The sequence below is a fragment of the Spirosoma horti genome (assembly GCF_054776595.1).
In genome coordinates this window covers 438,469-458,667 of the sequence record NZ_BAAHBQ010000002.1, presented here as the reverse complement: position 1 = coordinate 458,667, position 20,199 = coordinate 438,469, and the positions used below count along the sequence as shown (strand labels likewise).

The window sequence follows — 20,199 nt, the reverse complement described above, 5'->3', positions numbered from 1 at the left end:
TCCAGGATCGTACAAAAACTGTCCGTTTATGGACAAAGGCGACTACCCGAAAGGGTTATTCCTTAACGGAATAGCCCTTTTTTGGTTTTGGCAATTGATTTGTACGATAAAATATAAACTAATCCGCAGAGGCAATGCGTCGAACCTATTTAGGCGAGTTTGAGGAGGTGGTACTGCTGATGGTTGCCATTCTGGATGGCGAAGGCTACGGCGTTACGGTCAGTCAGGCGCTGGAAGAGCATACGGGTCGGGTGGTTACTTTCGGGACCGTCCACAACACACTCATCAGACTGGAAGAGAAAGGCTTTGTGAACTCTGAACTGGGCGGAGCCACCGCCGAACGGGGTGGTCGGCGCAAGCGGCTGTTTCGGGTTACGGCCTTGGGTAGCCGGGCGTTGCAGGAGATTCAGCAGCTCCGGCAGGAGTTATGGCAGATGGTTCCACCCCACTCACTTCAACTCGGCGGGGTATGAAATCCAACCCTACCCCACCGCGCTGGGCGCACTGGCTGCTCCAACAGCTGCACCCCGAGAATACCCTCGAAGAAGTGGAGGGTGATCTGGACGAACTGTATGCCTACTGGCATACCCGCGCGGGCAAGGCCCAGGCTACGCTGCGGTATGTGCTCAATGTGGTATCGGTACTGCCGCCTTTTGTGCGAAAACGAAAGCAAGCGAAACAACCATACGAACACTACTCTCCCCTGCATCCCGCTATGATCCGCAACTACCTCAAAATAGCCTGGCGAAATCTGCGCAAGAATCAAACTTATGCGTTCATCAATATAACAGGATTATCCATCGGTATTGGATGCGCACTTCTGATCTTTGCTTTGATCCGCTACCACTACCAGACCGACACGCATCACCGCCATTACGCCCGTATTTACCAGTTTACCTCCCGCTTCGCGTCTGCCGATGGAAGTTTCAGCACCCGAGGAGTTCCTTATGCGTTTGGGCAGGCCGTACGTACTGATCACCCCACACTAGAGCAGGTGGCTATGGTCGATGAGTGGTACTCCCCCTTGCTTTCTGTTCCTGTAGCCAAAGGGGCAGACAAGAAAATCAAAGACAAACAACACATCGGTGCCTTTGTGGAACCGGCCTTCTTTCGCATCTTCGATTATACGTGGCTATCTGGTAGCCCCGATGCCCTGAACCAGCCTGGCACGGTCGTAATGAGCGCCGAGATGGCGCGTAAATGCTTCGGCACCAGTACAGGTGTAGTCGGCAGGACGGTTCGAATCAACGCTCGAATTCCAGCTCGCGTAGTCGGAGTTTTTGCTGATTATCAGGACAACACCGACCTGGCTTATTCAATCATCGGTTCCTGGGCATCGCTAACTGAGCAGCGTGGTGCCCGGCCCGAAAATGAACGATTCGATAATACCAACGGAAGTACCCACTGTTTCGCTTTGTTCAGCGACCGGTTTACCCCCACCGACTGGAATCAGCAACTGGCCTCCTTTGTAAAAAAATACAATCCGGAAAAAATAAAGGAAACCTCCTATCCTGCTGTTCCTTTTAGCACGATGCACCTCTCTCCCGAATTTGGCGGAGTGAGCCGGAACCTGCTGCTGTCGCTGCTGGCCATTGGACTGCTGCTGATAGGAACGGCAAGTATCAACTTTGTGAACCTCGCCACCGCACAGGCCCTTAACCGGGCGCGGGAAGTGGGCGTTCGGAAAGTGCTGGGCAGCACACGAACCCAGCTCTTCTTGCAGTTCATGGGCGAAACGACAGTCATTGTTGTAGTTGCAACGGCCCTGGCAGTTGGCCTGTTCCAGTACGGGCAAACGATGGTTCATCAATTTATGCATGGCCCGTTCCGATTCACCTTTTACTATTCGCCGTCGGTGCTGGCGGGATTAGCCTTGTTAGTAATTAGTGTTATCGGGCTGGCGGGTCTTTATCCCGCACTGGTGTTAGCAGGGTTTCGTCCGGTGGTGGCGCTGGCGGGTCGAATCACAACCAGTCAAGCGGGTGGTTTCACGGTCAGACGTGGCCTGGTCGTTGCGCAGTTTACCATTTCACAACTACTCATAATCAGTCTGATCGTTGTTACCAACCAGTTAGAGTATGTCCAGCAGAAAGAGCTGGGCTTTCGCAAAGACGCCATCCTGACCGTTAATCTACCTGATTTACCCACCCAGGACCGGAGCAAAATGCGCACCTTCCGTAACCTCGCTACGGCTCTACCCGACGTAGCCAGATTGAGTTACTCAATGGGTGGTGCCCCGCAATCGGGCTGGGTCAGTCAAACGGTGGTTAGTTTTGACAACCGTCCTGAAAAAGAGCCCTACACACCTCAACAGGTGTGGATCGATGCCGACTACATCAACCTCTATGGTCTAAAGCTGGTTGCCGGGCGCAACTTACAGCCGTCGGATACGGCTCGTGAAACGCTCATCAACGAAACGTTCATGCGTCGTCTGAGTTTTGACCAACCGGAGAAAATCGTGGGCAAGACGATTCACAAAGGGGGCTTTGCCCCGATGAAGATCGTTGGTGTGCTGAAAGATTATAACCAGTCGGACCTGAAGGAACGCATTAATCCTATCTTCCTTACGACGTTTGCGGATGGCTATTTCTCAGCCAATATCCAGCTAAAATCAACCAATTACAGTCGGGCGTTGAAGCAGTTGGAGAACGTGTATAATCAGGTGTACACCGACAGTTTTTTCGAGCCGTCTTTCGTCGATCAGCAGATTGAGGCAGCTTATCAGCGCGAACAGACCATGAGCAAACTCATTAACTTCTTTGCCGGGGTCGCGCTCTTCATCGGCTGTATGGGGCTGTATGGGCTGGTGTTATTTACGGTGGCGCAGAAGACAAAGGAAGTCGGTATTCGGAAAGTGCTGGGTGCCAGCACCTATAGCATACTATGGCTGTTTAGTCGGGAATTCGTCAAGCTGATTGCACTGGCTTTTGTCGTTGCCGTACCCGTAGCGTGGTGGGTGATGGACGGCTGGCTACAGGATTTTCAGTACCGTATTCCACTTAACCCCGGCATCTTTCTGACAGCGCTACTGGTAACCGTGTTCGTGGCCCTGCTAACAGTCAGTTTTCAGAGCATCAAAGCGGCTTTGGTCAATCCCGCGAAAAGCTTACAAAGCGAATAGATCATGAGCCCTACCCCACCGCGCTGGGCGCACTGGCTGCTCCAACAGCTGCACCCCGAGAATACCCTCGAAGAAGTGGAGGGTGATCTGGACGAACTGTATGCCTACTGGCATACCCGCGCGGGCAAGGCCCAGGCTACGCTGCGGTATGTGCTCAATGTGGTATCGGTACTGCCGCCTTTTGTGCGAAAACGAAAACCCAAACGAGTATCGAGTAAATTTCCCAATCCTACTAATACGACCATGTTACGAAACTATCTGAAAATCGCTTTCCGAAATATTGTCAAGAATAAGGCGTATTCGGTCATTAACATTGGTGGGCTGGCGGTAGGTATGGCGGTGGCCATGTTCATTGGCTTGTGGGTTTTTGATGAATTTTCATTCAACACCTATCATCAGAACCATGACCATATTGCGCAGGTGCTGGAGAATGAAACATTGGAGGGTGGCATTGAAACGTTTACGTCATTGCCCCTGCCATTAAGCCAGGAGATTCGAACGAAATACCCCAGCGACTTTAAATACGTTGTGGCCGCTACCGCCAGTTTTGAGCAGATCATCGCCTATCAGGACAAGACGTTTACGAAAACGGGCTGTTATGCCGAACCGGAATTTCCGGAATTGCTGACTCTGACTATGCTCAAAGGATCGCGTTCCGGGTTGACGAGTCCTAACTCTGTCCTGCTGTCTGAATCTGTAGCCAAAGCGCTTTTTGCCGACGCTGATCCGCTCGGAAAAGCCATTAAAATCGGCAATAAATATACCGTACAGGTAACGGGTATTTACGAAGATGTACCCAACAATTCGGCTTTTAAAGATTTTACATTCATTGCTCCCGTAGATCTTCTTTTCGATAATAAAGAAGAAAAGAATAACTGGGGCAGCAGCTCATTCGGGATTTTTGCCCAGCTTAACCCCAACAGCCGCTTTAATGATGTTTCGATAAAAATCAGCAACCTGTTTCGCAATCACACGCAGAATAAAACCCAGTCGGCTCTTTTCCTGCATCCCATGAATCGATGGCATTTGTATTCTGGCTGGGAGAACGGCGTTAATACCGGTGGGCGCATTCAGTTTGTCTGGCTTTTTAGTCTGATTGGGGGATTTGTGCTCTTGCTAGCCTGCATCAATTTCATGAACCTGAGCACGGCCCGCTCCCAGAAACGGGCCAGAGAGGTCGGCATTCGGAAGGCCATCGGCTCATTGAGGGGGCAGCTTATTAGTCAGTTTTTTAGCGAATCGTTCCTGGTTGTGGCGCTGGCATTTAGCCTGTCTATAGCCTTCGTCTGGCTCATTCTTCCGCTATTTAACAAGGTATCCGATAAGCAACTGGTCATGCACTGGTCCGATCTACGGTTCTGGCTGTTGAGCCTTGGGTTCTGTCTGTTTACAGGCGTCGTAGCGGGCAGCTACCCGGCACTCTACCTCTCTTCATTCCAGCCAATTAAAGTACTCAAAGGAACCTTTACGATTGGCCCGTTTGCGTCTATACCCCGAAAAGTACTGGTTGTTGTTCAGTTCACAGTTTCAGTCACGCTGATTATCGGGACAATCATTGTTTTTCGGCAGATCCAATACGCGAAAAATCGCCCCATAGGCTATAGCCGGGATGGCTTGCTAAATATTACTATGAATACCCCCGAACTACAGGGCAACTACGAGGCTGTTCGGAATGAGCTGTTCGAAACAGGCGTTGTGGCCGACCTGGGTGAATCGTCGAGCCCGATAACGGGCATTTGGTCGTCGGCCAATAACCTGGAGTGGCGCGGCAAAAACCCCAACCGGGCAGCGTCGTTTGGTACGATTGCGGTCACCCCGGATTTCGGGAACGTGATTGGCTGGAAAGTGAAGGAAGGCCGCGAATTTTCGAGTCGGTTCACGAGCGATTCATCGACGTTTCTGCTTAACGAAGCTGCTGTTAAACAGACTGGATTACTAAACCCGGTTGGCGAGATCATCAAATGGCACGGCAAAAACTGGAAAGTTATTGGCGTTGTAAAAGACATGGTGATGACATCACCGTTTGAGTCCGTTACGCCCACGGTATTCATGATTGATACGAAAGAACGGAACATGAATATTATTCATATCAAGCTGAAGCCTACGGTAAGCGTTCCCGATGCTTTATCGAAGCTGGAAGTCGTATTCAAAAGACTCAATCCGGCTGCTCCCTTCGAGTATCGTTTTGCCGATCAGGAGTTTATGAAAAAATTTTCAGCAGAAGAACGTATTGGTAAGCTGGCCAGCATTTTCGCTATCCTGGCTATATTCATCTCCTGCTTGGGGCTTTTTGGCCTGTCCTCCTTCATGGCCGAGCAACGCATCAAGGAGATTGGCGTTCGCAAAGTACTGGGCGCATCCGTACCCAACATCGTTTCGTTGCTTTCCCGCGATTTTCTATTGCTAGTATTCATCGCCTTTCTGGTCGCGTCGCCCATTGCCTGGTACGGCATGGACAAGTTTCTGCAAGCCTATAAGTACCGGATTGCCATTGAATGGTGGGTTTTTGCGCTTACAGGCTTACTGGCCATTGGCATAGCCCTACTAACGGTCAGCTTCCAAAGCGTGAAAGCGGCTCTGATGAATCCGGTGAAATCATTGCGGTCGGAGTAGAGACAACGCATGCGTTGTCTCTACTGTCCACGAACGTACGAACCCTGTCCGATTCTGGACAAAGCAAATTCGCTATTTCTCAAAAAGAGCCCATTCCAGGACGTATGGGCTCTTTTTATAATTTGGCAAAACATTTGACACATAGCGCTCGAAGAAACAAGTTCATGTATAGCTCCGCTGTAACGAACGACAATCCATTTCGGGGGCTCCCAAAACTTAACCAAGGCAAATATGCTAACCAGTTACATCAAAATTGCCTGGCGAACGATCATTCGTAACAAAGCCTTTTCGGTCATCAATATTCTGGGATTGGCCCTGGGCATGGGCTGTAGCCTGTTAATTTTCCTGTGGATTCAGGACGAACTTCAGGTCGATAATTACCACGCCAATGGCCCGCAGTTGTACAACGTCATGCAACGGCAGATTTACGACGGCAAGGTACAGGCAGGTCGCTTTACGCCCGGCATCCTGGCCGATGAGCTAAAGAAACAATTTCCCGAAGTTGTCTATGCAGCTGGCTACACGGGTTGGGATGCGAACTTAACGTTTGCCGCAGGCGACAAAATCAACAAAGAAACGGGCCACTGGGCCGGTGCCGACTGGTTCAGGATGTTCAGCATTCCGCTGCTGGCCGGTACACCCGCCACGGCCCTGAATTCGCCCATCGGTATGGCGATTTCCCGCAAAGTAGCCGACTTCTATTTCGGTAGCCCGGCAGCGGCACTGGGCAAAAGCATCCGCATCGACAACAAGCAGGATTATCAGGTTACGGCTGTCTTCGAAAACCTACCTGACATGTCGTCCGACAAATACGATTTCCTGATCAACTGGCAGGACTGCCTGAACCGGAACCCCTGGATGAAACAATGGGGAAACAACGGGCCGCATACGCGCATTATGCTTCGGCCGGATGCGAACGTCGCAACCCTTGACGCCAAACTCAAGCCTTTTTTGCGGAAGTATGACAAAGATGTCGGCACTAATTTCGATGCGCAGCTTTTCCTGCAAGCTTATCCTGACGGGTACCTGTATTCAAACTTTAAGAACGGTCAGCAGGATGGCGGGCGCATTGACTACGTGCGCCTATTTGGGCTCGTCGCCGTTTTTCTGTTACTGATTGCCTGTATCAATTTCATGAATCTGGCTACGGCTCGCTCCGTCAAACGAGCGCGGGAAGTGGGCGTTCGGAAGGTGATTGGGGCGGTGCGTAGTTTGCTGGCCGGGCAGTTTATCGGCGAAGCTTTGCTGTTCACGCTGCTGGCCTTGACGCTTGCACTGGTGCTTGTCTTTCTGTTGCTCCCTTCCTTTAATTCATTGACGGGCAAACACATCAGTCTGCAAACTACACAGTCATCTTTTTGGCTGGTGCTGGTGGGCATGGCCCTGTTTACCGGCCTGGTGGCGGGTAGCTACCCGGCCTTTTTCTTATCGTCGCTGGAGCCGGTTCGGGTGTTGAAGGGTACACTCAAGTTTGGCGCGGGTGCCCGGCTGTTTCGGCAGGGGCTGGTGGTGTTCCAGTTCGTGCTCTCCATGCTGCTCATTGTGGGTACCATCATCGTATATCGGCAGGTCAATTATGTGCAAACGACCAACCTTGGCTACGAGCGCGAGAACCTGATCTATGTGCCGGTTGAGGGAGAGCTCACCGCACAGTCGGCATATAAAACGTTCAAGGACGAGCTCCTGCGACAGCCCGGAATTATGGCGGTATCGTCCATGCAGGAAGCGCCCACCAACATTGGCAGCAGTACGGGCGGGGTAAGCTGGCCGGGCAAAGACCCGAACGTTAATATTGAGATTACCCAAACGGCGGTCGGTTATGATTTGATGAAGACGTTGAAGATCAAACTGGCGGGCCGGGATTTCTCGCCCGAGTTCAGCACCGACACCACCAACTACCTCATCAACGAAGCCACCGCCCGACGCATTGGGTATAAATCGGGCGGGTCGCCCGAATCGCTCGTTGGCCAGCCCATTACGATGTGGGGAAAGCCGGGCAAAATAATTGGCGTGATGGAAGACTTTCACTTCCAGTCGCTGCATATCCCGATCTCACCCCTGATTCTACGGCTTAGCCAGGAACCCGGCTCGCAGAACTTTCTGATCCGCACCCAGCCGGGGCAAACCAAACAGGCATTGGCCAGCATCGAATCGCTCTGGAAACAGATGAACCCCAAGTTTCCCTTCGCTTACCGCTTTGCCGACGATGAGTACCAGAAGCTCTACAAAAGCGAAACCGTTGTGGGTAGTCTGGCCAATTACTTCGCGTTTCTGGCCATCTTCATTTCGTGCTTAGGGCTGTTAGGTTTATCGGCCTTCACCGCCGAACAACGCACCAAAGAAATCGGCGTTCGCAAAGTACTGGGTGCCTCCGTGAGCAATATTATTGGCTTGCTCTCCAAAGATTTCCTGAAGCTGGTGCTGCTGGCCATTGCCATTGCGTCGCCACTGGCCTGGTATGCTATGCACCAATGGTTGCAGGGCTTTGCCTACAAGGTTGATCTGGCCTGGTGGGTGTTTGCGCTGGGGGGTATACTGTCCATCGGTATCGCCCTGCTGACGATCAGTTTTCAGAGCATCAAAGCCGCCCTGATGGATCCGGTGAAGAGTTTACGCAGCGAGTAGCGCTCCTCCCTATCGTCCGCCAGTTCGTGTCCGTAAGTGAACGAAAATCGTCCGCTTACGGACACGAACTGGTCAAAGAAAAGCATAACCTGCTGTCAATCAATAATTTACAACTATGGTACGCCATTTGGACTACACGGTGTCGTACATTGCAAGAAAAAATACGGTATCCCATGCTAACGAACTTCATTAAAATTGCCTGGCGCAATCTGATTCGCAACAAGGCCTTCTCAGCGATCAACATCATTGGGCTGGCGCTTGGCCTGGCAACCTGCATGCTCATTAGCCTGTTCGTGCTCGACGAACTCAGCTACGACCGCTTTCATAAAAAGGCCGATCGCATTGTCCGGGTCTTTTTTCGGGGATCCATGCAGGGGGGGAAAATGAACGAAGCACACGTGATGCGGCCCGTTGCCCAGACACTGAAAGCGGATTACCCGGAAGTGCAGGAAGCAACACGCCTGCGTATAGGTGGCTCACCTTTCATTACCTACGGCGATAAGTCGTTTCGCGATGCCTCACTTGTTTATGTCGACTCCAATTTCTTCCAGGTGTTCACCTTCCCGCTGCTTCAGGGCGATGTAAAAACAGCGCTCGTACGGCCCAACACAGCGGTTATCACACAAGATTTGGCCCATAAATATTTTGGCAATGCCGACCCGATTGGCAAGGTCCTGACGATCAAAAGCTGGAACGCAACCTATCAGGTGACGGGTGTCATTGACCGAATACCAACAAACTCCCACATTCAGGCCGACTTCTTTGCCTCCATGGCGAGCTTTCCGGAGGCCAGGGATCCGTCCTGGATGACGTCCGAATTTTTCACGTATCTGGTATTACCCAAAGGCTACGACTACGAGCAACTCGAAGCCAAACTACCGCAGGTGGTGGACAAGTACATGGGTCCGCAGATCCAGAAGTCGTTTGGCATGAGTATGAACCAATTTCGCAAGAAAGGCAATGATCTTGGCCTGTTTTTACAGCCGTTGACAGACATTCACCTTTACTCAAATTTTGGCTACGACCTCACCCCAGCTGGCAATATCCAGTATGTCTACCTATTCGGAGCTATTGCCCTGTTCATGCTGATCATTGCCTGCATCAATTTCATGAACCTATCCACGGCGGGCGCTTCCAAGCGAGCCAAGGAAGTGGGCATTCGGAAAGTGCTCGGCTCGGTCAGACAAAGCCTGACCAGCCAGTTCCTGGTTGAGTCACTGCTGCTCACGGGCATTGCGTTGTTGATTGCCGTTGGTATCGTCTACGCGTCGTTGCCCGCCTTTAACGCACTGGCCGGCAAAACGCTGGCGCTCAACTTCCTGGCGAATGCCTGGCTCTTACCGGGCCTGCTGCTTTTTGGAGTGCTGGTGAGTGTGCTGGCCGGAAGTTATCCCGCCTTTTTCCTCTCTTCCTTTAAACCAGTTGCCGTACTGAAAGGCGCTAAGTTTACCGGAGACAGTAAGAGTATTGGCCTGCGAAGTGGACTGGTTGTAGTTCAGTTCTTCATTTCGATCACATTGATTGTCAGCACCACGGTGGTTTATCGGCAGCTTAGCTACATTCAGAACAAAAAGCTGGGCTACAATAAAGATCAGGTGCTGGTATTGCCCGAGACGTGGCTACTGGGCCAAAAGGAAGATGTGTTCCGCAGCCAGATCATGCAGGACCCCAACGTACTGAATGTGAGTACATCGGGTTATCTGCCCGCTGGCCCCAGCAACAACAATAACTTCATGGTTTATCCCGAAGCGAACTCCACACAGCTGGTCAAAACGCTCCGGTACGATGTTGACTACAACTACATTCCAACCCTGGGTATGCAACTGGCCGCCGGGCGGAATTTCTCTCGGCAATACGGTACCGATTCGGCCAGCGTCATTTTGAACGAAACGGCGGCAAAAACCCTGGGCTGGGGCGACAAAGCCATTGGGCACACCCTGACCAATACGAATAATGAAGGCAATAAAGGCACGTATCGGGTCATTGGCGTGGTAAAGGATTTCCATTTCAGATCGCTGCACGAGCGTATTTCGCCCCTCGTGATGGTGCTGGGCAACACATCCGGTACAGTCATAGTAAAAGTAAAAACCAAAGACCTGACGGGCCTATTGGCAAACTTGAAAAAACAATGGAGCCAGCTCGCGCCCGAGGCTCCGTTTACCTACTCCTTTCTGGATGAACGCTTTAGCGATACCTACCGGACGGAACAAAAAATCGGACAAATTCTGGGTCTGTTCGCAGGTCTGACCATTTTTGTCGCCTGCCTGGGTCTGTTCGGGCTGGCCACGTTCATGGCCGAGCAGCGTACCAAAGAGATTGGCGTACGGAAGGTACTCGGTGCATCCGTCGCCAGTATTGTGGCCTTACTGTCCAAAGATTTTTTGAAGCTGGTCGGTGTGGCCATCGTGCTCTCGATACCCGTAGCCTGGTACGCCATGGATCGCTGGCTGCAGGACTTCGCCTACAAAATAGACCTGTCGTGGTGGGTATTCGCCCTGGCCGGACTACTCGCTGTTTGCATTGCCTTACTGACGGTTAGCTTCCAGAGTGTAAAAGCCGCCCTGATGAACCCGGTAAAATCGTTACGATCCGAGTAACGTAGAGACCGGTCCGCCGTGGTCCGGCATTCCGGTGCGGCATACTTGCGTCTCCTGCGCGTCAGCAACACCGTCCGGTCAGGAGCCGCAAGTATGCGGCTCTACACCAATTCCCGGATGACACGGCAGGGATTGCCAGCCGCAAATACGTTGGCAGGAATATCTTTCGTCACTACGCTCCCGGCCCCGATGGTTGTATTGTCGCCGATGGTGACGCCGGGGCAAACGATGACTCCGCCACCCAGCCAGACGTTGTCGCCGATGGTGATGGGAGCGGCCAGCTCTGGCCCTTTGATGCGCTCAGCCGCTATGACGGGATGGTAGGCTGCGTATAGCTGCACGTTGGGCGCACACTGAAAATTGATGCCTATTGTAATCTGGGCGCAATCCAGAAAGATGCAGTTGAAGTTCAGAAATCCGTTGGCGCCTATACTGATGTTTGACCCATAATCGCAGTAGAACGGTGGCTGTATATTCAGGTTCGTACCCATACTGCCCAGTAGTTGACCCAGAATAGCCTGGCGTTCCGGTTCTGCATCGTAGGGCGTCCGATTGAATTCCGAGAACAACGCCCGGGCTTTGGTCCGCATGTTAACTAATGTTGCTTCACTGGCGTCGTATAATTCACCGGCCAGCATCTTTTCCAGTTCTGTTTTCATATCATTTGCGGTTTTGCCCGTAAAAAGTAAAAGCCAAACAACATCAAATTGTTGGACTACCGCCTGGAAGCGTCTATATTGGGAAAGCAGTCGGTCGGTTTGTTCTGTTGTCCGCAACTGTACAAAAACATGTCCACATTCGGACAGTACAGATTGCACCTAATTCTATCTCATTGACTGCCAATTAGTTATCATTGTGGTACAACTTTTGGCATATTGTGCGTATTCTTAACTAGCTTAAACCAGAAGCGCTTATGTTCCGCAGTTACTTAAAAATCGCGTTCCGAAATCTTTGGAAAAACCGGCTGTTCAGCGCGTTGAACATTGTGGGCATGGGCGTGGGCATAGCCGCCGTCGGCCTGATGGTTTTGTATGTATGGCATGAACTGAGCTATGACCGTTTCAACGCCAATGCCGACCGGGTTTTTCGGGTTGTACAGCATGCGCAATGGGCAGGCGGCAATCTGCAGCTAGCGCCCACCTCGGCCCCGTTTGCGGGTGCCTTGAAAAGCGATTACCCCGAAATAGAGAAGACCGTTCGGCTTTATCCCGAAGGCGGTGGAACGATTACCTACCGCGATAAAAAAATCGAAACTAACGATGTCATGTTCGCCGATCAATCGGTGTTCGATGTCTTTACGTTTCCCTTTCTATACGGCGATCCGGCTACGGCGCTGGCCCAGCCCGAACGCATTGTGATCACCAAAACGCTCGCCGAAAAGCTGTTTGGTGATGCGTCCAAAGCCGTCGGGCAACCGATTGAATTCAGCAATCACTTTGTCAATATCGTAACGGGAGTTATGGCCGATGTGCCGACAAATTCGCACTTGCAATTCAGCGCCTTGCGGTCGATGCCGACAAATTACACCAACGGCTGGCAGAGTTTCGATTTATATACTTACGTATTACTCAATAAAGCTGCCGATGCTAAAGCTCTGGAAGCCAAGTTAGCGGGCTTCTTTCCTAAATACCTGAAAAAGGAAATGGGAGCCAATATAACCTACCGGATGGAACTTCAGCCATTGCCATCCATTCACCTCCATTCGCATCTGGACTATGAAGCCAGCGCCAATGGCAGTAGCCAAACCGTTTACATTTTTGCCCTTGTGGCCGCTCTGATTCTGCTCATTGCGGGCATTAACTATGTGAACCTGTACACCGTCCGGTCGATAGGGCGTCTGCGCGAAGTGGGCGTTCGGAAAGCGATCGGCTCACAGCGGAGCCAGCTCGTAGGGCAGTTCATCACCGAATCAGTTCTAATGGCGCTGCTGGCCAGCCTGGTTGGCATTCTATTCGCCAACATGGCCTTACCCCTGTTCAATGAACTGGCCGACAAGTCGTTGTCATTAACGACCTATGGCCCCTGGCTAATGCTGGGCGTCGTGACCTTATTCGCCTTGCTATTGGGTGCGGGGAGCGGAATCTATCCAGCTCTATTTTTATCAGGATTCCGAACGGTGGTGGCGCTAAAAGGGCAAACGAGCAGCAAGGTTGGCGGCATTAGTTTTAGAAAAGCGCTGGTGGTCTTTCAATTCGTGGCGGCTGTGGGTCTAATCGCCTGTTCATGGGTCATATACCGGCAAATGGGCTATGTACTGCATAAAGACCTTGGCTTCAACAAAGACCAGGTCGTCACCTTCCATCTGGAAAACGAAGCTCCGCGCAAACAAATTCAGGCGTTGAAGGAAGAGTTGCGCACAAGCCCACTTATCGAAGCGGTATCGGCAGCCAGCAACCCGATTGGCAACAACAACATCGGTACCAAGGGAATGAAGTTCGAGCAGAATGGGGTAATGCCCGCCAGTGCGCAGGTAGTCCAAAAATTCGCGGTCGATGCCGACTACCTGAACACCCTGCAAATCAAGCTCCTGGAAGGACGTAATTTCTCAGCCTCATCGCCCGGCGATGCAACGAGCGCCATACTGGTAAACGAAGCGCTGGTGAAGAAAATGGGCTGGCAGTCTGCCATTGGCAAGCGGGTCATATCGTATGTGAGCATGGACAAAGCGCTTGAATTTCGGGTTGTTGGTGTGGTAAAAGATTTTCATATCTATTCGCTTCAGCACAAAATTGAACCGCTGGTCCTACAAATTCCGGCACCCGAAGATCAGGACAACCTGTATGTCCGTATTCAGTCCGGTAAAGCCCAAGAAGCGCTGGCGTATATCCAGTCGGTTTACCAGAAATTCGACCCATCAGCCAGTCCTAGTTTCCATTTTCTGGATGAGAACTTTTCCCGGCAATATAGAGCCGAGCAAAAGCAGGGACAGTTGTTGCTTTCGTTTACGATCCTGGCCGTCCTGATTGCCTGTCTGGGCCTGTTCGGACTGGCCGCGTTGGCCGCTGAAGCACGCACCAAAGAGATTGGCGTGCGCAAAGTGTTGGGTGCCTCGGTGGTCAGCATCGTGTCGCTTCTGTCCAAAGATTTTTTGACGCTGGTCGTTATCGCGATTGGCATTGCCACACCCATAGCCTGGTACGCGATGAGTCAATGGTTGCAGAGTTTTGCCTACAAGGTTGACCTGGAATGGTGGGTGTTCGCGCTGGCGGGCTTACTGGCAGTCGGTATTGCCTTAATGACGGTAGGATTCCAGAGCGTGAAAGCTGCCCTGATGAATCCAGTCAAATCGTTACGAAGCGAATAACGTAGAGCCCGGTCCGCCGTGGTCCGGTATCCCGGTGTGGCATAGTTGCCGCTCCTATTCCGGCAGTTTTTCTACGAAAAAAATTGCTGACGCGAATAAGCCGCAAGTATGCGGCTCTACATGATCTAAAATTATGCTACATAGTTACGTCACTACGGCCCTTCGCGCCCTGAAGCGCAACTGGAATTATACGGTCATCAACGTTGTCGGGCTAACGTTCGGGCTAGCCTGCTGTTTGCTGTTATTTCTGGCCATTCGGTATGAGTTGAGTTACGACCGGCACCACGCCAATGCGGATCGCACATACCGGATGATCACCTACTATCGTGATTCAGAAGGCGATGACCGTAATACGGGCGTTACACTCCCCGCATTAGCTGCCCTTCGTACCGACTTTCCCGAACTTAAACACCAGTTGACAATGGTGTATGAATTGTATGGCGGCTTAGTGAAACGGAACGATACCAAATCCAGTAAGTTTCTCGAAGACGGGGGCGTTATGGCTTTCGTGGAGCCTGAATACTTTCAATTGTTCGATTACCAATGGAAAGAAGGCAATTCACGAACGGCGGTAAAGAACCCAAACACTGTCGTGCTGTCGGAGCGGATAGCCCACAAATATTTTGGCAGCACGAACCCAATGGGCAAATCCATTCGGGTTGAGAACAAAATGGATTTCGTGGTAACCGGCGTAGTACAGAATCCACCCGCCACAACGAACCTCCCGTTTGAAGTTTTGCTGTCATTTGCGTCACTCAAACAATATGGAGCCAACGGCGGCTGGGACGACTGGAAATCTACCTACAGTGGTGCTCAATTATACCTGACCCTGCCACCAACCCTTACATCCGCTCAGATGGAGCGAGCGTTCGTGCCGTTCGTCAATAAATACATGCACCCGGAGGATGCCAAGCACTTGCAGTACGAATTACAACCACTAACCAACATTCATTTCGACACCCGTACGGGCAATTCGGCTAACCGCACGGTTAGTAAACGAATGGTTTGGGCGATGGCGCTGATTGGCTTGTTTATCCTCATTACCGCCTGTGTCAACTTTATCAACTTAGCCACGGCGCAGGCGATCCGGCGGGCCAAAGAAGTGGGCGTTCGGAAAGTACTGGGCAGTACACGGGCACAGTTAGTGCGGCAGTTTCTGGGCGAAACGGGTTTACTAATGGGTCTGGCCGTTGGGCTGTCCTTTATAGTGGCTTACCTGTCCTTGCCTTATGTAGCTCAATTACTCGACATTAACGTTGGCGCCCTGACTCTGCTCGACCCGTTCGTCATTGGCTTTGCGGTATTACTGGCCGTGCTGACAACCGTGCTGGCCGGTTTTTATCCAGCATTGGTATTGTCAGGCTATCAGCCGGTGCTGGCGCTGCGGGGGAAAATCCGCATGGCAGGCAACAGCCAGTTAACGCTGCGCCGAAGCCTGATTGTGTTTCAGTTCGCCATCTCGCAGATACTCCTTATCGGGACGATTATTGCCTACAGCCAAATGACCTACTTCCGGTCGGCGGATTTAGGCTATAATAAAGAGGCCGTTTTGACGGTACAAATTCCCGAGCAAAAACCGGGGCAACTCGAAAGGCTGAAGGCTAAATTAACGGGCCTGCCCAACATCAGATCGATGAGTTATAGCATTTCGGTACCGTCGTCGGATGGCAATTGGTGGACAAGTTTCACCTATAACAATGCGGCAAAAGAGGCTGATTTTGGTGTCGTTATGCGCTTCGCCGATACGTCCTATTTCAACACGTATGGACTTAAACTAATTGCCGGACGAATGTATCAGCCCGCCGATACAACGCGGGAAGTAGTTGTGAATGAATCATTGGTAAAAAAATTAGGTATCCGGCAACCGCAACAAATTATTGGAAAATACCTGACCTTAGGCGGTGGCGGTAACGTCAACAAGCAAATTGTGGGTGTCGTCAAAGATTTCAACACGTTCTCGCTCCATCAGCAAACAAACCCAAGTGTACTGACGACCCGACGGGATGCTTATCATGTGCTCGGCATAAAATTGTCGACGCAGCAGGGCGGCACCGAAGCCATACACCAACTCATCAGCGAGATCGAACGAAACTGGAATGCTACCTTTCCTGATTTCGTGTTCAAGTACGAATTCCTGGATCAGACGCTGACAAACTTCTACAAAAGCGAAGAGCGCATGTATCTGCTGTTCCAGTTGCTGGCGGGCATTGCCATCTTCATCGGTTGCCTGGGCCTCTATGGCGTCGTGGCGTTCATGGCCGAGTCGCGCACCAAAGAAGTGGGCATTCGCAAAGTATTGGGCGCATCGACGGCACACATTTTCAGCCTCTTCTCCATTGATTTCGTCAAACTAGTGCTAATCGCGCTGGTCATTGCCTCGCCAATCGCTACGTATATCATGACGAAATGGCTGGCCGATTTCCCCTACAAAATTGACATCGAATGGTGGATGTTCGTGATGACAGGCATGCTAGCGGTGGGTATTGCCCTCCTGACAGTGAGCTTCCAAAGCATCAAAGCAGCCCTGATGAATCCGGTCAAAAGCTTACGGTCCGAATAACACCCTCCTAGCGTACGTCTGATGGATTACCATCGCTTGGCCGCCTTATTAACAAGACCGTAATATAGATAACTAGCTCATCTTATTCATGTTATAACGGCGATCAAGCCTAAAAAACGGGATTGAGTCTGTGGGCTCAATCCCGTTTTCTCAATTACTTAATACGATTGGTTACTTCCCGGCCTTTAAATTGAGTAGATTTCCGTAGTTAATTGATTTCCTTAGGGATATACGTTTCGCGCGCTCAGCGGCTTGTTATCGAATCATTAATAGGCCCGTCTGACATTGTAACTACGTTTATCAACCTTACTATTGTCCATTTATTCTTCACAAACCAAGCCACTTATGAGTCGATTTTACACAGCTTCACCTCCGCTAAAATTATTGATTACGGGTTGTCTGCTTATCGCGTTGGCATTTCAGGCCCCGCAGGTCTACGGTCATACCCGAGCAGCACTACACCACAAAACAGCGGACATTATTGTTAAAGGCCGGGTAAAAGATGCCCTGACCAACGAGTCACTGACGGGCTGTACCATTGTTATAAAAGGTACTCAGCGCGGCACGACAACCGATGCCAACGGCGACTACTCCATATCCGTCCCCGACGCGAATGCCGTGCTGGTTATCGGCTTTATTGGTTACGAAAAGCAGGAAGTTGTGGTGGGTAACCGAACCATTCTTAACGTAGAACTGAAGTCCGAAGCATCCGAATTGTCGCAGGTAGTCGTTATTGGCTATGGTAGCGCGGCCAAGAAGGATATGACGGGCGCGGTTAAATCCCTGAAAAGTACGGAGTTCAACAAAGGGATCATTAACTCGCCAGAGCAACTGCTCCAGGGCAAAGTATCCGGAGTCAACGTTACCTCGGCCAGTGGCGAACCCGGCGGTAGCCAGTCGATCACCATTCGTGGACCGGGTGGCGTTCGGACCGGTAGCACACCTCTTTTTGTGCTCGACGGCCTGGCTCTCGACAATTCGAGTACGGGCGGTGGCGGGGCCATCAATCCGCTCAACTTTCTGAATCCGCAGGACATCGAGTCGATCGACGTATTGAAAGATGCCTCCGCAACGGCTATTTATGGCTCCCGTGGCGCTAACGGTGTTGTGCTCATTACAACCAAGAAAGGCAAAGCGGGCGTATCGACGCTCAACTATTCGACCAGTTACGGGATTTCGACCCTGGCGCGGGCCCTTCCTGTATTTTCGCCCGATGAGTATCGGCAACAAGTGCCGCTCGTTGGGGGCGTTCTGGATGATTTGAAGGGCAATACCGACTGGCAAAAGGAAATTACCCGGACAGCCTATACCAAAAACCACAACCTGTCGCTGGGTGGCGGTTCCGAAAAAACGACCTTCTACGGCTCATTTGGGTTGCAGAATCAGGATGGTATTTTGAAGGGCAGCCAGATGGATCGCTATACGGGGCGTATCAACGTGTCGCAGAAACTGCTGGAAGATCGGCTGACTATTGATGCCAACCTCAGTGCATCGTATACGAACAACCAGCGGCCACCCATCGAGAGTATGCTGGGTAGCGCCATTTCGAACAACCCGACTTATCCGGCCTATGATGCCCTCGGCAAACCGGCTCAGTACCAGTTGATTTCGAACCCGCTAACCAGCCTCCAGTTAAACCAGGACATCACCAAGATCACCCGCATAGTTGGAAATATATCTCCTTCCTTCCGGATTATAAAAGGGCTTGTTTACAAGCTGAACTTCGGGATCGACAATTCCAGTTCTACGCGTGATCTGCAGGCACTGCCCAATGCGGTGCCGTTTCAGGATGGCCGGTTAGAAACGAACAATACGTATAACAACAACCGGCTTATTGAAAACTACCTGACATACACCCTCACTCAGGGCGATCACAACCTGACCGCGCTGGCCGGACACTCATACCAGAAGTTTTCGATTCAGGGGCGTACGTACAGCATCAATAAATTCCCAATTTCGGACATTCTACCGATCTACAACCCAGGTCTGGGGCAGGACCTGACACTGACGAACAATAAACCCACGGGTTACACAACGCTCAACGAGCTGCAATCGTTTTTCTCCCGCGTCAACTACCAGTTCAAGGACAAATACCTGATCACAGCTACGGTGAGGGCCGATGGTTCCTCGAAGTTTGGATCAAATAACAAGTACGGTATTTTCCCCTCGTTCTCGGCGGGCTGGCGTTTGTCGGAAGAAGCGTTTATGAAGTCGTCGCCATTTAGCGATTTGAAACTTCGCGCGGGCTGGGGCCGAACGGGCAACCAGGAGATTCCGGCTAAAATCACGCAAGCCCTGTTCACCTCACAGGTATCCGCATCAACCAGTTATCCGCTGACCGCTACGGGCCCCTACCCGGCTGGTACATCGTACTCGCGACTGGCCAATCCTGATATTCAGTGGGAAGTATCGAACCAGACCGACGTAGGTCTTGACTTCGCGCTGTTCAACGGGGCTATTTCGGGCGGGATCGACTATTTTAGAAAAGTCTCCAGCAATATCCTGCTCGAAGTGATCCCCGCTGATCCCGTTCAGCCAGCAGGTACGTTCTGGACGAACGTGCCGAACATGACGATCACCAACAAAGGGCTTGAACTGGAACTGATGTACCATTACACGGCGAAAAGCGGCTTCCGCTTCGACGTGGGCGGCAACGTTACGTTTATCAACAACGTCGTCAATAACTCACCGTATTCGGTTATTCCGTCGGGTTCAGCATCGGGCTCGGGCCTAACCTCGGCAACGATCAATGGCTACCTGAACGGGCAACCCATTGGCACATTCTTCCTGAAAGAGTTCACGGGCTTCGACGATAAAGGCTTAAGTACCTACCGCGATGCCGACGGCGATGGATTGATCACGGATAAAGACCGGGTGGCGGCTGGCAGTGCGCTGCCAACGAAGCAATTCAACATCAACGCCAACACGTCGTTCAAAGGCTTTGACTTTTCCGCTAATTTCAACGGTGTATCGGGCAACAAGATTTACGACAATACGGCCAACTCCAACTTCTACAAACTGCGCCTGTCGAAAGGGATCAACACGACACCGGAGGCCATTGCTAACCCCAATGAGTCGGTCAACAATGCAGCGCCGGTATCGACGCGCTATTTGAAAAACGGCTCGTTCTTCCGGCTGAACAATGTGTCGCTGGGCTATAACGTCAATACCAAAGCATTAGGCATCAAACGCTGGGTATCAGGCTTACGGGTGTCTGTAACAGGTCAGAATTTGTTCGTGATCACGAAATATAATGGCTATGATCCAGAGGTAAACTCAGATCGGCAAATCAATGGAATTTCATCGTACGGGATTGATTACCTGAGCTATCCGAAAGCAAGATCGGTTGTATTTGGCTTGAACCTGACGCTCTAATCCG

The 20,199-nt window shown here is 51.4% G+C and carries 9 protein-coding genes; 8 read left to right on the top strand and 1 reads right to left on the bottom strand.

What is annotated here, in order from left to right:
- Positions 1-134: 134 nt before the first annotated feature.
- From ACYVAM_RS05885 to ACYVAM_RS05865, 5 genes are all read left to right on the top strand, one after another.
- Positions 135-473 carry a PadR family transcriptional regulator gene (locus ACYVAM_RS05885; RefSeq protein ID WP_461064891.1) on the top strand — a complete coding sequence of 113 codons (339 nt, stop codon included), beginning with the start codon at positions 135-137 and terminating at the stop codon, positions 471-473.
- Complete coding sequence (locus ACYVAM_RS05880; RefSeq protein WP_461064889.1) at positions 470-3,121, top strand: ABC transporter permease; 2,652 nt, start codon at positions 470-472, stop codon at positions 3,119-3,121. Before ACYVAM_RS05885 ends, ACYVAM_RS05880 begins: the two co-directional genes overlap by 4 nt.
- Positions 3,122-3,124: 3 nt before the next feature.
- A complete protein-coding gene (locus ACYVAM_RS05875) occupies positions 3,125-5,734 on the top strand; it encodes an ABC transporter permease (protein WP_461064887.1) in 2,610 nt (869 codons plus the stop codon).
- 231 nt (positions 5,735-5,965) lie between these two features.
- Positions 5,966-8,359 (top strand): ABC transporter permease, encoded by a 2,394-nt coding sequence (locus ACYVAM_RS05870; protein WP_461064885.1) that lies wholly within the window; start codon positions 5,966-5,968, stop codon positions 8,357-8,359.
- Positions 8,360-8,532: 173 nt separating this feature from the next.
- Entirely contained in the window at positions 8,533-10,956 is a 2,424-nt protein-coding gene (locus tag ACYVAM_RS05865; protein WP_461064883.1) for an ABC transporter permease, read from the top strand.
- Between the two features lie 101 nt (positions 10,957-11,057).
- Here the strand turns inward: ACYVAM_RS05865 and ACYVAM_RS05860 are convergent, their stop codons facing one another.
- Positions 11,058-11,615 carry a sugar O-acetyltransferase gene (locus tag ACYVAM_RS05860; protein WP_461064881.1) on the bottom strand — a complete coding sequence of 186 codons (558 nt, stop codon included), beginning with the start codon at positions 11,613-11,615 and terminating at the stop codon, positions 11,058-11,060.
- Positions 11,616-11,869: 254 nt separating this feature from the next.
- On the opposite strand from ACYVAM_RS05860, the gene ACYVAM_RS05855 reads away from it, so the two are divergent.
- From ACYVAM_RS05855 to ACYVAM_RS05845, 3 genes are all read left to right on the top strand, one after another.
- The gene (locus ACYVAM_RS05855) at positions 11,870-14,260 is read left to right on the top strand and encodes an ABC transporter permease (protein WP_461064879.1); all 2,391 of its coding nucleotides are present in this window, start codon (positions 11,870-11,872) and stop codon (positions 14,258-14,260) included.
- A 133-nt stretch (positions 14,261-14,393) separates the two neighbouring features.
- Positions 14,394-16,820, top strand: coding sequence for an ABC transporter permease (locus tag ACYVAM_RS05850; protein WP_461064877.1), 2,427 nt, complete (start codon positions 14,394-14,396; stop codon positions 16,818-16,820).
- 345 nt (positions 16,821-17,165) lie between these two features.
- On the top strand, positions 17,166-20,195 hold the full coding sequence (locus ACYVAM_RS05845; RefSeq protein WP_461064875.1) for a SusC/RagA family TonB-linked outer membrane protein: 3,030 nt from the start codon (positions 17,166-17,168) through the stop codon (positions 20,193-20,195).
- Positions 20,196-20,199: the final 4 nt, after the last annotated feature.

Bases quoted from the DNA above. Each gene is read 5' to 3' on its own strand.
- ACYVAM_RS05855 (WP_461064879.1), top strand. From the start codon at position 11,870: ATGTTCCGCAGTTACTTAAAAATCGCGTTCCGAAATCTTTGGAAAAAC.
- ACYVAM_RS05870 (WP_461064885.1), top strand. From the start codon at position 5,966: ATGCTAACCAGTTACATCAAAATTGCCTGGCGAACGATCATTCGTAAC.
- ACYVAM_RS05885 (WP_461064891.1), top strand. From the start codon at position 135: ATGCGTCGAACCTATTTAGGCGAGTTTGAGGAGGTGGTACTGCTGATG.
- ACYVAM_RS05875 (WP_461064887.1), top strand. From the start codon at position 3,125: ATGAGCCCTACCCCACCGCGCTGGGCGCACTGGCTGCTCCAACAGCTG.
- ACYVAM_RS05850 (WP_461064877.1), top strand. From the start codon at position 14,394: ATGCTACATAGTTACGTCACTACGGCCCTTCGCGCCCTGAAGCGCAAC.
- ACYVAM_RS05880 (WP_461064889.1), top strand. From the start codon at position 470: ATGAAATCCAACCCTACCCCACCGCGCTGGGCGCACTGGCTGCTCCAA.
- ACYVAM_RS05845 (WP_461064875.1), top strand. From the start codon at position 17,166: ATGAGTCGATTTTACACAGCTTCACCTCCGCTAAAATTATTGATTACG.
- ACYVAM_RS05865 (WP_461064883.1), top strand. From the start codon at position 8,533: ATGCTAACGAACTTCATTAAAATTGCCTGGCGCAATCTGATTCGCAAC.
- ACYVAM_RS05860 (WP_461064881.1), bottom strand. From the start codon at position 11,615: ATGAAAACAGAACTGGAAAAGATGCTGGCCGGTGAATTATACGACGCC.